The 14,632-nt window shown below is 62.1% G+C and carries 14 protein-coding genes and 1 pseudogene; 8 read left to right on the top strand and 7 right to left on the bottom strand.

All coding sequences use genetic code 11. The features are described from left to right. Positions 1–9 precede the first annotated feature (9 nt). Genes H0P51_RS08315 through H0P51_RS08325 form a run of 3 tightly spaced genes read left to right on the top strand, consistent with a single transcriptional unit; the run spans position 10 to position 3,034 of the window. On the top strand, positions 10–1,128 hold the full coding sequence (locus H0P51_RS08315; RefSeq protein ID WP_180917474.1) for a TauD/TfdA family dioxygenase: 1,119 nt from the start codon (positions 10–12) through the stop codon (positions 1,126–1,128). Then, complete coding sequence (locus H0P51_RS08320; RefSeq protein ID WP_180917475.1) at positions 1,125–2,213, top strand: hydroxyacid dehydrogenase; 1,089 nt, start codon at positions 1,125–1,127, stop codon at positions 2,211–2,213. Before H0P51_RS08315 ends, H0P51_RS08320 begins: the two co-directional genes overlap by 4 nt. Then, positions 2,210–3,034 (top strand): enoyl-CoA hydratase/isomerase family protein, encoded by an 825-nt coding sequence (locus tag H0P51_RS08325; RefSeq protein WP_180917476.1) that lies wholly within the window; start codon positions 2,210–2,212, stop codon positions 3,032–3,034. The genes H0P51_RS08320 and H0P51_RS08325 overlap by 4 nt, the downstream gene beginning before the upstream one ends. A 19-nt stretch (positions 3,035–3,053) precedes the next feature. Here the strand turns inward: H0P51_RS08325 and H0P51_RS08330 are convergent, their stop codons facing one another. Then, positions 3,054–4,241 carry an amidohydrolase family protein gene (locus tag H0P51_RS08330; RefSeq protein WP_180918825.1) on the bottom strand — a complete coding sequence of 396 codons (1,188 nt, stop codon included), beginning with the start codon at positions 4,239–4,241 and terminating at the stop codon, positions 3,054–3,056. Positions 4,242–4,455: 214 nt separating this feature from the next. Between H0P51_RS08330 and H0P51_RS29085 the strand changes: the two are divergent. Next, positions 4,456–5,180, top strand: a pseudogene (locus tag H0P51_RS29085) (TetR/AcrR family transcriptional regulator). On the opposite strand, the gene H0P51_RS08340 reads toward H0P51_RS29085, so the two are convergent. Further along, complete coding sequence (locus H0P51_RS08340; RefSeq protein WP_180917477.1) at positions 5,169–6,341, bottom strand: acyl-CoA dehydrogenase family protein; 1,173 nt, start codon at positions 6,339–6,341, stop codon at positions 5,169–5,171. The pseudogene H0P51_RS29085 and the gene H0P51_RS08340 sit on opposite strands and share 12 nt — an antisense overlap. A gap of 103 nt (positions 6,342–6,444) precedes the next feature. Here H0P51_RS08340 and H0P51_RS08345 point away from each other — a divergent pair, with 103 nt between their 5' ends. Both H0P51_RS08345 and H0P51_RS08350 read left to right on the top strand, forming a co-directional pair. Then, positions 6,445–7,464: an acyl-CoA dehydrogenase family protein gene (locus H0P51_RS08345; protein WP_180918826.1), complete on the top strand. Its 1,020-nt coding sequence runs from the start codon at positions 6,445–6,447 to the stop codon at positions 7,462–7,464. Between the two features lie 197 nt (positions 7,465–7,661). After that, positions 7,662–8,075, top strand: a complete 414-nt coding sequence (locus tag H0P51_RS08350; protein ID WP_180917478.1) for a hypothetical protein — start codon at positions 7,662–7,664, stop codon at positions 8,073–8,075. 162 nt (positions 8,076–8,237) lie between these two features. Here H0P51_RS08350 and H0P51_RS08355 read toward each other — a convergent pair whose 3' ends face one another. Then, positions 8,238–9,047, bottom strand: coding sequence for a DUF1906 domain-containing protein (locus H0P51_RS08355; protein WP_180917479.1), 810 nt, complete (start codon positions 9,045–9,047; stop codon positions 8,238–8,240). 396 nt (positions 9,048–9,443) lie between these two features. Between H0P51_RS08355 and H0P51_RS08360 the strand changes: the two genes are divergently transcribed. After that, the gene (locus tag H0P51_RS08360) at positions 9,444–10,094 is read left to right on the top strand and encodes a DUF732 domain-containing protein (RefSeq protein WP_180917480.1); all 651 of its coding nucleotides are present in this window, start codon (positions 9,444–9,446) and stop codon (positions 10,092–10,094) included. Positions 10,095–10,183: 89 nt separating this feature from the next. Here the strand turns inward: H0P51_RS08360 and rnhA are convergent, their stop codons facing one another. From rnhA to H0P51_RS08380, 4 genes are all read right to left on the bottom strand, one after another. Then, positions 10,184–10,648 (bottom strand): ribonuclease HI, encoded by a 465-nt coding sequence (gene rnhA / locus H0P51_RS08365; RefSeq protein WP_180917481.1) that lies wholly within the window; start codon positions 10,646–10,648, stop codon positions 10,184–10,186. 159 nt (positions 10,649–10,807) lie between these two features. Next, positions 10,808–12,151, bottom strand: a complete 1,344-nt coding sequence (locus H0P51_RS08370) for an aromatic ring-hydroxylating oxygenase subunit alpha (protein ID WP_246398490.1) — start codon at positions 12,149–12,151, stop codon at positions 10,808–10,810. Between the two features lie 76 nt (positions 12,152–12,227). Further along, positions 12,228–13,163 (bottom strand): SDR family NAD(P)-dependent oxidoreductase, encoded by a 936-nt coding sequence (locus H0P51_RS08375; protein WP_246398492.1) that lies wholly within the window; start codon positions 13,161–13,163, stop codon positions 12,228–12,230. Positions 13,164–13,222: 59 nt separating this feature from the next. Then, a complete protein-coding gene (locus H0P51_RS08380) occupies positions 13,223–14,119 on the bottom strand; it encodes an enoyl-CoA hydratase/isomerase family protein (RefSeq protein WP_180917483.1) in 897 nt (298 codons plus the stop codon). Between the two features lie 81 nt (positions 14,120–14,200). On the opposite strand from H0P51_RS08380, the gene H0P51_RS08385 reads away from it, so the two are divergent. Further along, positions 14,201–14,629 (top strand): SRPBCC family protein, encoded by a 429-nt coding sequence (locus tag H0P51_RS08385; protein ID WP_180917484.1) that lies wholly within the window; start codon positions 14,201–14,203, stop codon positions 14,627–14,629. The last annotated feature ends 3 nt before the right edge of the window (positions 14,630–14,632 follow it).

Genomic DNA, 14,632 nt, shown 5'->3' on the forward strand with positions numbered 1-14,632 from the left:
GGAGGACCGATGCCTACTGCGATCTACACCGACCAGGTCATCGACCCGATGGCATGGACCGGCGCCGACTTCACCAGCAAGGAGGACTTTGCCTTCGACCTGTCGACCCGCAATGTTGCTGCGCTGGAATCAATCCTGGCCAAGACCGCGAAAAAGGAGCGGGATGATATTTCTCCAGAGGACGCTCGGCACCCGGATCTAGACGGCGATCTGGCTCGGCTCTACTCCGACTTGATGTTCGGGAAGGGGCTGGCCTGCGTTCGTGGGTTTCCCGTCGAACAACACTCAATCGAGGATCTCGAACGCATTTACTGGGCGTTCTGCACACACCTCGGCTATCTGGTGTCGAACAACTCATTCGGGCACCGGATGGTGCGGGTTCAAGAGGAAATCCTGCCCGGGGGCATTCAACCCGCGCGCGGCACCAAATCCCGCGCCGAGTTGGCCATGCACAACGACGCCGCCGACATCCTGTCCCTGCTGTGCGTGTATCCGGCGGCGAAGGGCGGCGAGAGCCAATTCGCAAGTGGCCCCGCCGCGCACAATCGGATCCTGGCCGAGCGTCCAGACCTGCTCGGAGTTCTCTACCAAGGGTTTCCACACCACAGGCGCAGTGAGCAGCCCGATGACCAGCCCGACGTCACGCCCTACGACGTGCCCGTTTTCTCCCAGATCGACGGCCGAATCTGCATCAACTTCACCTACAGCAGCATCCTGCCCGCCATGCACACGCTGGGCCGCGAGTTCACCCCCGAGCAGGAGGAGGCAATCGGGCTGCTGCGCAATATCCTGGTGCAGCAGCAGGTGGAATTCCGCCTCGAATCAGGGGAAGCCGCGGTAGCCAACAACTTTGCAATGTGCCATTCGCGATCGGACTTCGTCAGCAGCAACGACCCCAAGAAGGCGCGCTGTTTCCTGCGGGCTTGGATGGAGGTGCCGCTAAAGGACCGCCGGCTTCCCATCGGTCGCGAGTACTTTCACATGGAAAACAAGGACCTGCGGCTCGGCTACGACGTCGTCGAGGGCCGCGACGGCGCGATTGCGCGCAACGATTACAAGAACGTCAACGCCGAACTCGCGGACATGTTCAAGGCGGCGCAAGCCAAACCTAGAGTCACCAACACGTGAGCACCCGTCCGCGACTGGTCTACGAGCGCTGGACCGATCCCGTGGCCGGCGACATCCTCGACGTCGGCGATGTCTGTGACATCGAAGTTGTCAAATTGGATCTGTCCGCCGCCGACGAGAAGACTTGGGCAGCACTGGAAGCCGCTCACGGATATCAGGTTGCGACCCGAACCGATGTGGCCGGATACGACGGCGGCGCGCAATGGCTGGCCGGGTCTGCCCTCATAGGGCGCTGTCAGCGATTGCTCGCGGTGTGCTCGGCTGGTGCCGGCTACGACGTCATCGATGTGGATGCGTGTACGCGGGCCGGAATCGCGGTGTGCAACAACTCTGGCCCTGGCGCGGAGGCGGTCGCGGAGCACGCACTTGGCTTTATGCTCGACCTTGCCAAGAGGATCTCCGCCGCAGACCGGGCATTACGTGCCGGGACGCTGGGTGATCGGTTGGGTTTGCGGGGGAGCCAGCTGCTCGGCAAGACGCTCGGCGTCATCGGACTGGGGGCCATTGGAAGTCGCCTCGTTGAGCTGTGCGCTCCGTTCGGCATGGAAGTACTGGTCTTCGATCCCTATCTTGACGAAGTCAGCGCCGAGGCCCGTGGCGTGCAATTGGTGACACTTGGCGAGCTCGTCGAGCGTTCGGACTTCGTCCAGGTGACTTGTCCGCTGACTGACGAAACCGAAGGGCTCATTGGTAGAGGCCAGTTCCGGGCGATGAAGCCGACTGCCTTTTTTATCACTACCGCGCGTGGACGTGTGCACGACGAGGCGGCATTGCTCGATGCACTTGTCAGCGGAACCATCGCGGGCGCGGGCATCGATGTGTTCCATGAGGAGCCGCCCCGGCAGGATAATCCATTGCTAGGCCTGGAAAATGTGGTTGCGACTCCACATACCGCCGGTGTTACCGCGGAGGCCGCGCGTGATATCGCTGTCGCCACCGCCACGCAGTGGCAGACGATCTTCGGCGGAGGGATGCCACCGCGTCTGCTGAATCCAGATGTATGGCCCCGCTACTGCGAAAGATTCACCAACACCTTCGGGTTTCGTCCCAGCGCTATCACCGTTTACCAGAAGGGAAGCCGGTGACGGATTACGACACGATCGAAGTAGAAGTCAAGGGTCACACCGCATGTGTGAGGCTGAACCGACCGCAGGTTCTCAATGCGATTAACGACGAGATGATTGCCGAACTGGCCGTGGCGTACGCAGAAATTGAATACTCACAAGATATCTGGACGGTCATCATCACCGGTGCCGGCCGGGCACTGTGTGTCGGAGCTGACGTCAATAAGGCCGCGGAGCACGACATGGAGAACGCCGCCGGCATCGACAATCAGGGCGATCCCATCCTCAGCTCCCTTCGGCAGTGGGACGCACCCCAGGAGGCCACCCCACCGTGGCTGCAGATGACCAAGCCAATCATCTGTGCGGTCAACGGTATCGCTTGCGGGGCAGGGATGGACCTAGTGACCACCGCAGACATCACGATCGCGTCCGAGCGAGCAACATTGATGGACCCGCACGTCAGCATCGGAGTTACGTCCGGGCGCGAGGGCGTCAGGTTGGCTCGGCTCCTTCCGCTGCCTGTGGCGATGCGGCTGATCTTGATGGGAAAACACGAAACCCTCGACGCGCAGCGCGCCTACGACCTGGGGCTTTTCACCGAAGTGGTCGCCCACGACACGCTCATGGACCGAGCGTGGGAGATCGCTGAGATTGTGAATTCCAATGCGCCGCTGGCGGTTCGGGGATCCCGCATGGCAGTCCGGAAGGGGCTGACGTTGCCCATCTACGAGGCGGAATTGCTGGCTGAGAACTACCGCATGAAAGTCGCCCTGACGAAGGATGCTATCGAGGGGCCGCGGGCCTTCCTGGAAAAGCGTAAGCCGGAGTGGAAGGCGCTCTGACCCCGGCGCGGCTCGCTGGCTAGACGAGGCCGAAGAATCGTTTCGCGTTGGTGGACAACACCTTGCGCTTGGTCTCTTCATCCAAGCCCTCCGTTGCCTGGTTGGCGACTTCGAGGCTTTTGGGCCAGTTCGTGTCGTTGTGCGGATAGTCCGTCTCGAACATGAGCTGGTCCGGCCCGACCAGGTCGAGGATGCGGAAGGCCACCGGGTCGCCGAACGTAGAGAAGTAAACCCGGCCATGCACCTGGCTGCTCGGCGGCTCAGTCAGCAGCGGATGAATCCCGCCCCACGCGCGGCGGTCCTGCCAAACCTCGTCGACCCGCTGCAGGTAATAGGGAATCCAACCCGCCTGGGCCTCGGCGAATGCAATCTTGAGCTTGGGAAACTGAATGAGCTTGGCGGAGAACAGCCAGTCGACTAAGGCAATAGTGCAGTTGACCGCCATCAGCGCGCTGGTCACGACGTGCGGTGAGTCGGGGGAGGACTTCGTAAGAGAAGAACTCGAGCCGATGTGCAGCATTATGCCCACCTGGTTCTGTTCGCAGGCCGCAAAGAACGGATCCCAGTAGCCACTGTGGATTGACGGAAGATCCAGGCGAGAGGGTAGTTCCGAGAAGCACACTGCGCGCATGCCCTTGGCCGCGACGCGCTCGACCTCCTTGGCGGCAAGTTCGACATCCCACAACGGGATGATGCCGAGCGGGATCAGCCGGCCGTTCGAGCTGCCACCCCACTCATCGATCTGGAAGTCGTTATAGGCCTGCACGCAGAGCATCGCGAGTTCTTTGTCTTTGCCGTACAAGAAGCGCTGTCCGCAAAAGCGGACGAGGGTGTTGGGAAAACAAGCTGAGGCCTCGATGCCGGCGATATCCATGTCGGCGAGCCGGTCAGCGGGACGGAAACAACCGGGCCGCATCTCGTCATAGGTGATCGGGTCGGTAGTGAGCTCGTCGAGCTCATATCCGGCGGCCGCGCTGATGAGAGGGATGGGAATGATGGCGTCCTCGTAGTGCCAGATGTCCGCGTCACGACCCTCCCTATCCTCGATGAACGCGACGTCGGAAGTGACCGTCGGATCCATCCGGCCGCGGGTGCGAACGATCCGCGGTCCCGTGTCTCGATAACGCTCGGGCAGCCGACTGGTCCACAGATCGGCAGGCTCCACCAGGTGGTCATCCGGCGAGACGATCAGGATGTCTGCACTCAAAGCGGTACTCCTTCGGAGGTGTATTCGGTTTCGCCTGCAGTACATGGCTCGAAACGAGAATGACCGTTTCCAGGCTACCGCATTGGTGCGATTCGACACGTCGCGGGGATCGATGATTGCTGACGGAAAGCAGCACTTGCGCAGCGTGACAATCAACATATACGTGTAGGTAGATCGCCCATTTCTGCCCGGTGAGGCGTATTGTTCGCGCATTATGGGTACAAAAGTGCCTGCCGATCCCGACTTCGCAACCGGCTTGGAGACCGTCGATACCGAGGATGGGTTGCCCGGTACGTGGCAGCAGCGCACTATCGACCGGCGCCTGAGCGCAGCGAGAGCCCGGGCCCTGGCCCGCAGTTCGCGGTTTCTAGCTAGCGCGCTGGAGTTGGTGGAGGAGTAGGGTAAGGCTGACTTCACGAGCCAGGCGCTGATCGACAGGTCGAAAGTCAGTTCACCGAAAGCATCCGGCAAGAGGTGGCCAGCGCAGAGGGTCCGATGGAACAGCTTGAAGCATTTTGCCGAGGCGTGCTGTCTCGCGCAGAGTCGTCGGAAGCTGTCGGCGGACGGGTCATGACAATCTGTAACCTGAGCCTGGCGATCGAGCGACCGGCCGATTTCGCCAAGGTGTGGGAACCACACCTTATGCCGCTGACGAAGATCATCACCTCGTGCACCCAGGCCGGGATGGTGCGCACGAACCTAACCCCGGCCCAGCTGACCACTGCACTGAATACCACGCTCACCGCGCTGGCACAGATCGGGTTTTTTCATCTGGGCGGCAAGGGATCCACGCTGACTGAGGACCAGCTGTGGTCGTGGTGCAAACAGGCCGTCTCGCCGCCCGTTGCCGACATCGGGAAGTCGATGGACTCCCGGCCTGCCCGCAAGGCAGCACCCCGCGCAACTTCGACTCGCCGGGTCACGAAGCTAACGGGGTAGCCCGAGCCCACGCTGCGCGATGATGGTGCGCTGCACCTCACTGGTGCCCGCGTAGATCGTGGTGCCCAACGAGAACCGCAATGAGTGCTCGAAGCGGCCATGCTCGGGCGCGGTCGGTTCGAGGTAGCTCCGCAGACCTTGCGCGCCAACGAGTTCCACCATGTCCTGACTGGCGCGCTCCAGGGCCTCGGTGCTGAATACTTTGGACATGGGTCCTTCCGCGATTGGTGTATCGCCTTGCTCGAGCATCCAGACGCACCGCCGCTGCAGAAGCATCGACACCTCTGTCTCCATCGCGACCCGTGCGAGCCGGCGACGTACGTCAGTCCTCTGTATGGGGAGCGGACCATTGTCCGACAGCGTTGTCGTCGCCCAGTGCTCGGCATGGTGTAGCAGCCGGATCAGGTGCGGCCCCCAACCCGAGGCGTGTTCGTCCTGCAGGGAGAGTCCGAGCACTTGCCAGCCGCCGTCGACTTCGCCGATCCGCCATTCATCGCCGATGCGGACGTCACTGTAGAAGGTGATGTTGGTGCGCTCCCCGGACAGCGTCCACACCGCTTGTGCTTCAAAGCCTTCGGAGTCACAAGGCACGAGGAACATTGTCAGCCCTTGGTGTTTCGGCTTATCAGGATTCGTGCGCGCAAGTAGGAACACAAAGTCTGCGATGTGGCCGTTAGTGGTGAACATCTTGGAGCCGTTGATCAACCAATCTGCGTTCTGTCCGCAGCCAACCCGGACGGCTCTGGTGGCAGCCGCCGCGACATCCGACCCGCACTCTGGTTCGGTAAAGCCGAGGGCAATGGTGATATCGCCGTTCAGTGCGCCCGCTAGGATCCGATCCTTCAATGTCGGTGTGCCGATTTCGCGGATGATCGACGCCACCATCCTGGTCGTCTCGGATAGGTACATCGGTGCGTCAAAGCGCATGAGTTCTTCTTTGAGTACCTGGTGGTCCCAGGCACTGCGGCTCTGTCCGCCGAGTTCGAAGGGCCAGGTGGGAGCGAAGTAGCCCTTTTCGACCAGGCCTCTGGCGAATTCGTGGTCGTGTGCGACCCCGCTGCGATAGATGCGTTCCTCGAATTCCGGAGTCACGACGGACCGTAGGTGGGCACGGACGGCGTCGCGGTAAGCCTCGGTGTCAGGGTGGAGCCGAAAGTGCATGTCTACGCGCCAATCTGTAATCACACCCGCTGGGCCGGTGCGGCGATAATGCTAATCTCAAATCTGAGAGTAACCATATCCGCATGTGACGGGACTGACTATCGTGGATCTTAGCCTTACGGACGAGCAGCGACAGTTGGTGGATTCCTTCACCGCTTTGTTGGCGCGTGAGTCGACCTCCGAGCGTGTTCGGGCGGCTGAGCCGTCGGGTTTCGATCTGAAGTTGTGGAAAGCATTGCAAGACGTCGGGACGGTGGAGATGGCGGTCGCCGAGACCTTCGGCGGCTGGGGGGCATCGGAACTCGAGCTTGCCCTGGTCGCTGAACAGTTTGGCCGTGTGACCGCCTCCGCTCCCGTCATCGAGGCACAGGTCGCGGTGCGATTACTAGCGGAGTCCGGTGTGGCGGGTGCGGAACTGTTGAAGGCGGTCCTCGCCGGCGACCAATTGGTGACGTTTGCGCCACGCGCCGGGTGCGGTAGGCGGCTGGAGTTGGTCCCCGCCGGTGCGGTAGCAGACCACGTGATCGCCCTTGCGGAGCGGCGGTTGTTAGCGGTGCCGATCGGGGCGAACCGGACTTCGGTAGCAAACCTCGCCTCGTTACCGTTGGCGGATATCGAGATTGGGAATGACTCCATCGTTCTTGCCGACGGTGTGCGGGCGGACGCTCTGTTCTCCGGCGCGGTGGACCTGTGGCTTGTGCTGATCGCCGCCGCGTTGTCGGGCGCAGCCTGCAAGGCCGTCGAGCTCGGGGTCGACTACGCCAAACAGCGCCGCGCCTTCGGGGCCCCCATCGGCTCTTTCCAGGCTGTATCCCATCCGCTGGCCGATAGCGCAACAGCCGTCGACGGCGCACGGCTGCTCGGGCTGAAGGCGGCGTGCGCATATGTCGATGAGCCTGAACGTGTTCGCGAACTAGCCGCGATGGCCTTCACTTTCGCCTACGAGACTGCGCGCGATGCCACCCGACGCAGCCTGCACATCCACGGTGGATACGGATTCGGCATGGAAGGCGACATCCAGCTGTACTACCGGCGGGTGCGCGGCTGGGCAATGGTTTTCGGCGAACCTGCCGCCGCGTTGGACCGGGTGGCCGATGCGCGTTATGGTCCAGTGAATTGGTAGTCCCCGCGCAACCCTGGACATCGGACCGAACCTGGTCTTTCACGGCAAGGACAACCGAGGGTGCGGTCCGCCAGCCCCCTGTTCCTCGCCCGCGGTAGGCAGCTTGTCCTCGCGAATCTGCGCCCAGTGGGAGTGATTCAGTTGGTGTAGACCGTGTGTCGTCTCGATGGGATTGACGATGCTGGCACGATCGTCTTGTGCTTCGCCGCTTTGTGTTGCGAGATCAGGTCCCCGACATCCTGCGCGATGTGATCCTGGACGTTCAATGGGATGCGAGCATGTTGCATGCTCTGTCTGGTTTGACTGAGGTCAAGATATCCGTCAATGAGCTTGCGTGGCACCTGGGTTTGCCGTTCTGGTCGGATAACGGAGTGCCGTTTCAGGTGTGCCCGCGCGATGTGCGTGCGGACCCGGATCGCTATCACGACCAGTGGGCGCGGACCTTGGCCAGCGATTTGAGTTTTCCGTTACATGCCCGAGTGGATGAGGGGGGCAGGGTCGTCATCTTGGACGGAGTCCACCGGCTGCTGAAAGCCACGGTGTTTGACGAAGAGCTGATGAACGTTCGGTTGGTCAGCGACGAGGACCTCTACGCAATCTGCGCGAGATAGGTATCGGCCGCTGGCGTGAGTCTCGGGGACGACGTCTCTGGTGGCTCGACGACTGCGGCCCCTGCAGAGCGCCACACTTGTCGCAATCGGCAGTGCGATTGTCGTTTGCTGATGGATTGCTTCGATTGGGAGCGACAGCTGTCTGCCCGGGTGTTCGCCCGCTCAGCGGTGTAGGTTCCACTGCCCGAAGTCCTCGGCGAGAACGTCGTTGACATCGACTTCGTATCCCCCGACTTTCGGGCCTGGACTCGACGCCGTACTAACCACACGTTGGTAGAGAACCGCGGCGGGGTCGATCCGGCCACCGGACCAGGCCTTGGTCTGCCAGGCCCACCGGTGGCCGGGGGTCCGCGAGTTGCCGATTACACCGTCGGCGGCTGCCCATTGGCACACATTGATGCCGCCGTAGACGCCGGTGCGCGGCACTCCCAGGACCGAATTGATTCCGCGAAACCACTTTACTGCCACAGTGTTCCAAGTGTCGCGGCTGATGTCCTCGTCAATGGTGAAGAAGATCGGGGCACCCTGAGCGCCACCTGCCGCGGTGTGCAGCTTCCAGGCGGTGCGGGCATCGTCGACGCCGCCGGCAAACCCACGCTTGAAGTCCGACGGTGCTGTCCCGCCGGGCTTGCCGTATTGGTAGTTGCTGACGATCATCAGCCCGGCCGCGTTCAGCTGCTCGGCGTACGGCCGCGTTATCGGCTTGGCGCCGAAGGACGAGCCTGGTCGCGAGAGCGAGACGTAGCTGACGACACCGGAATAGCCAGCTGCCCGAATGTGCTCCGCTGAAATTTGGTGCATGGCGAAGTCGATGAGTTTGGGAGCGGCTGCGGCCGCCGCAGGGAAGGCGGCTTTTGCCGATGCCGCGTATAAACCCGGCAGCGCAGACATAGCGAGGGCGCAACGCAATACGTCACGTCGGGGAATAGGTTGAGAACGCCTGCGGCACAAATTCACCGGCACATCCTGCATCGCGCGATGTTAACAATGTGACTGCTGTTACTGAGGTTTCGTGCATTAATCGATATCAAATCGCTCCGCGCGTTGTAACCGGACAGGCTCTGTGGCTACTGGCACGTCTGCTCGCCTGCCCCGGCGTTCGACTTGGTGCCTGACCGTGTAGCGAAGTTTGCCAACGATTGCGCGGGGCGCCTCAAGTCGGCCGAACCGGCCGTGGGCTGTGCATGTCGGCGGGAGATGAATCGCTGCGCCGTCGGCAGACGAAAAAGATTGGCGCCGAGGTTGTGCGCACGGCGATTTTAATGGTTAATTAAAGGTTAACGGCACATGAATACCCGGTGCGACCGGGAGTGTCCGAATCATTACCTGAAGCCCGTCAAGGGGCCTAAGCAGAACGGAGCCCTTGACATGTTTTCCCGCATCACTGTTTCCGCCGGATCCTTCATTTCCGCCATCCTGGTGCTGATCGGCACCGCAACGATGCAAAGCGGCAGCGCGTCAGCCGACCCGAGTCAGGACGATCAGTTCTTGGCACTGCTGAGTCAAAACGGCGTCGCCGCACTCTCGGGTGTGCCAAGTTTGATCGCCACCGCGCACCAAATCTGCAGCAACCTTGGTTCTGGTATGTCGGCGGGCGCTTTGGTGGACGAGCTGGTGGACAACGCGAATGTAGTAACCCCTGGTGCCGACCAAGGCCGGCTCGTGCGCACCGAGACCCGATTCTTAGCTGCCGCAGTGCAGGCCTATTGCCCCAACGAGCAGGGGAGGTTGGCGTTCGCCAATCCCGCAGGATGGAACAAACCGGGACAGCGGGTGGCGCTAGCTTCGCTGATCAAAGAGAGCAACCCGGATATCCCGACTCCACCAGCACCGGGACCAGACGTTCAGAATGTGATACCACCGCAGGCAGTGGCCCCGCACTCGCCAACAAAGGTGGCGCCCCCCGTTGTTGGTCCGCCGCCGGGCGGCGGCGGAGGAGGAGGCGGTAACGGTGGTGGTTCGGGTGGGATCGCGCCGATGCCGCCAATGGAACCCGGCATTATCGCGCTAGCGCCATGACCGCCCTTTGATCATTCGCGCAGTCGCTGCTGACAATCGCCTTCCGCGCAAGCGGCTTCAGACCACTGATGGCGCGGCAACAACTGCGTTCATGAATCGACCGCAGTTCGGGCGATCGCTTCTCGCATACCGCGGGTGGCCAATTCGTCGGCGAGTTCGTTGTCGGCGATACCAGCATGCCCCTTCACCCAGAACCACTCGACGCGGTGGCGTGCGCAGGCAGCTTGGAGGCGCTGCCAGAGGTCGACATTCTTCACCGGTTGCTTTGCTGCGGTCAGCCAGCCGTTGCGCTCCCAGCCGAGAACCCACTTGGTGATGCCGCTGCGTACGTAGGTGCTGTCGGTATAAAGGTGCACTGTGACCGGGCGGGTCAGAGCCTCCAGCGCCATGATCGGCGCCATCAGCTCCATCCGGTTGTTGCTGGTCCGGTCTGACTCGCCGCCGAACATCTCGCGGACGTGCTGCCGCTGGCGTAGCACCGCACCCCAGCCGCCCGGCCCGGGATTTGGTCTGCACCCACCGTCAGTGTGGATCACCACAATGTCGCCGTTCATAAACTCAGTCCGCGCTTGCTTCACGCCGTAGCCGCACACCAGTCGCCAAACGCCCGAACCGGATGCAGTCGAAGACGGGTCCGCGATCCTGGGTGACGGCCATGCGCCGAGGATAAACACTCCGCTGCCCGTTCGGTGCCACGACTCGCGAGGGATGTCTTACTCGCTCGGCGATGACTTTTGACAACCAGCGCCGAACAAGAAACGGTCGGCGATCGCATGCTCGTTGCGGATCGACATCTCTTGTGCGGTGTTGAGCCACAGCCCATCGAATCCTGCCGAGTGCATGCCGGCGTGGATCGCACCGATGTTCTTCAGGTCTTGCGTGGGCAACTCGCCCCAGCCGTCGTGATCCTGCCAGCGCTGGAAAACCTGCCACGATGTGTCGGGCACGTCCCCCGGCGCAAAGTGCTCCAGCGAGAACATCTCGAAGGTGCAGCGATTAGGATCCTCGGCGTCGGGCAGCATCCGATAACCCAGCAGACAGGACTTTTCCACGAGGATCACCATGGTGGGAAATACGTGCCAGTCACCGTTTCCGCCAAAGTACTGCTCCATCGACATACGCGGAAAGGCAACACCTTCAGCGAGCGCAAGCTCTTCGCACATCTGGTGATAGCGCAGGAATGGCGGGACATCGCTGGGTTCTAGAGTGGCCAATTGCTGAGCGGCGCGATAGTCACGTTCGGTTACCAGTGAGCCGACCTCGAGGTACTGGTACTGCATCGAGTTGGCGAATACCTCCGGGCGGGCTGCCAATTCCTGACGGCCCTTGTCGCGGTCGGCGTGCTCGGGGCGCTGCGTGTAAACGAACCGCGAATGATTTTTGTAGGTAATGGTCGGAGTATAGGGGGCATAGACGTATTCCTGGGGCGGCGCTGGCGCCGCCGACGGCCGTGGCCCCTCCGCCGAGCGCATGGTCTGCGGATGCGTACCCGGTGTGTGGTAGCCCTCGATGAAAGCGTCGATCACCGTCTTCCAGTTAGCCGGCAGGTAAGTTCGTTTGCGCCAGCGAAAACGCATGTCCTGCAATCGGAATGGCGCTAGAGCCGTGGGTAGCGGGTCCAGCCACTCCAGTAGATCTGGCGGGTTCGCGGCCATGCTGATGAATACCCAGCCGCCCCACGTGCCGGTGGCGACGGATCGCAACCCCCACTCTGCACGAGGCCGGGCCGCGAATTCCTCCCGGCACGGAACGAACGATGACCTGCCGTCCAGCCCGTAACGCCAGCCATGGAATTCACACCGGAACTCGTTGTCCGACAGCGGCCCGGCGCCACGGACTAGCTTCATGCCGCGGTGGGCGCAGGTGTTGTGGAAGGCCTTTATAGCGCCGTCCTTTTGACGCACCACCACAATGGATTGCCGACCGATGGTGTATTCGTAATAGCAACCAGCAGTGGGAATTTCTTCTTCACGACAGGCGGGTTGCCAGACCTGCGTGAACAACCGGTCCAGCTCCAGCTCCAGGAATTCCGGGTCGATATAGCGGCTCTTGGGCACGAATGTCTCCCCGCAGGCGAACCGCGCGGGAACTCGGTCGGTGGCAACCTCGGTCATGGATACCCCTCGCCTCCGCTCAGCTGGCGGGTGGTTTGTCGAATATGTTCGGATATAGGACCGCTTCTTTGAATGATGTCTCGATCTCGGCGAATGCGGTCGGGATGTCCCATACTCCGGTGGCCGACACGATCTCGCGTTCGACGACGGGGTTGGACATCAGGCTGATGCGACCGTTGCCGGCGAAAATGACTCGCCGATTCAGCCAGTCAGAGCGGGTGCTGGCCAGGTACACCACCGGGGGTACGCAATTCTTGGGTGACAGACGGACATTACTTTCCGAATAATCCATGCTGCCCCCGCCTTTGATGCCCTGCGTCATCCGGGTGCCGGCGATCGGTGCGATCGCGTTGGACCGGACCCCGTAGCTGCGTAGGGCGTTGGCGCACGAGAAGGTCAGCCCGACAATGCCCATCTTGGCCGCTGCGTAGTTGGGCTGGCTGGGAGCGCCCTGCAGGCCCGACATCGACGAGAAGTTGATCAACCGGTATTGGCCACCGCGATTCTCCCGCCACCAGGCTGCGGCGTGACGGGTGATGTTGAATGTGCCTTTGAGATGCACGGAGATGACTGCATCCCAGTCGGATTCACTCATCTTGAACACCATGCCGTCGCGCAGGATCCCGGCGGCGTTCACCACGACGTCCAAGCCACCCAGCGTTTCGGCAGCTCGATCGATGAGTTCGCCGCACGCAGAGAAGTCGGTGATGTCGGTGGAGTCGGCGAAAGCCTTGCCACCCCCTGCCGTGATCGCTGCGGCGATGCTTTCGGCGGGGCCGCTGTCGTGCCCAGTCCCGTCGACGCTCACCCCGGCGTCAGACACCAGGACCGTCGCGCCTTCGGCCGCCAGGCCTTCGGCGACCGCCGCACCGATCCCGCGCCCGGCGCCGGTCACCAGCGCGGTACGTCCGTCAAGCACACCCATCGTCGTCCAGCTCCTTGGCAGCAGGGGCATTTTGCATCAGCATACAAAACAGAAACACACTATTTGTACAATTGTTGACAACGTATCCGCTAGTCGAAACCCCACTCTTGGTAGCGGCGCTCCAGCTCGGCCATTGCTTCCTTCGCGCCGCGTTCGCCGCGCTCCTTCATGAAGTTGAACTCGTCGTCGCGCCAGGTCAGGTTGCTGAACACTGTGTGCCCCATCGGCACCCAGTCGCCGAACTGTGCTATTCCGACGGCGTGCCAGAACGTGATCAGCGCGTGTTTGCCCACCATCAGGCCGTCGGCCGAGTGGTGAGCAATGGCGCGGGCATAACGCATGGCCTCGTCACGCAATGAGTCAACAGGCACCACCGAGGCTGCGACGCCCCAGGCGCGCAGCTCGGACGCGGGGACTTTGCGCCCGGTGATCATGGCCTCGTAGCCACGATTCGGGCCGAGCTTGAGCAGTGCCAGCGGCATGGCCGTGGAGAATCCGGCGAAGCCGATCCGTGCTTGGGGTCGAGCGAGGTACATGTCGTCGGCGACAACCAAGATGTCGGCGGCCAGCGCGAGATTCATGCCCGCACCTAGAGTGGCGCCCTGGCAGGCGGCAATTACCGTCTTCGGAAACTCTAGCCAGTTCGTCAGGTGTCGATGCAGGCGTCGCGCGTTACCCATCCGCGCCGTCTGAGGAAGGCGTTTGCCCTTCTTCAGCCCGGCCTGTTCGACCGGCAGCCGGCGCACATCGTCACCGCTACAGAAGTCTTTTCCCTCGGCCAGCAGGACCACGACTTTGATGTCGTCGTCCTCCTCGGCGAGGTTCAGCCGGTCCTTGAACAAGGCATGCATTTCCGGAGAGAGGATGGCGTTGCGCCGGTCCGGCCGGTTGATCACGATCTGCGCGATGTGCGGTTCGACGACCTCATAGCGCACCCAATCCGGGTTGACCTCGAACGCGCCGTCCACTGGGGCGTCGGTGCTCATAGCGCCCTCCTTCGCACATGGCAGTACACAAGAACACTAGTCGATCAATTGTCACACTGATACCGTCGTTGGATGCCAGCAATGAGCGTCAGTAAGCGACTTGAGTCGTCGGCGGCAAGCGTTTGGGCCGTGCTGGCCGACTTCGGCAGCGTCGAATGGATCCCGGGTCTGAAAGAGGTCCAGGTCGAGGGCCGCGGGCCGGGTATGTGCCGGCGCATCAAAGGCAGTGGCGACACGCCGATCGTCGAAACGCTTCTTTGGATCAAGCCCGAGGCACGGACATTGGCCTACGAGATCACCGACAATCCCTTGCCGGTGAGCCGATTCGTCGCGGTGGCCTCGGTGTCGGAGTCTGGTATCGGTGACCCGTCAGGTGGATCGACGGTGGTCTGGGAGATCGATTACGAACCCGACGGCGACGATGCCGTCGCGCGAGAGGCGATCGAGGCTGTCTACGGCATGATGGCCGACTGGATCGACGATTACACGAGGCTACAGTCCAAGCGATAGTAC

The organism is Mycobacterium vicinigordonae, from assembly GCF_013466425.1.
Taxonomy (GTDB): Bacteria; Actinomycetota; Actinomycetes; order Mycobacteriales; family Mycobacteriaceae; genus Mycobacterium; species Mycobacterium vicinigordonae.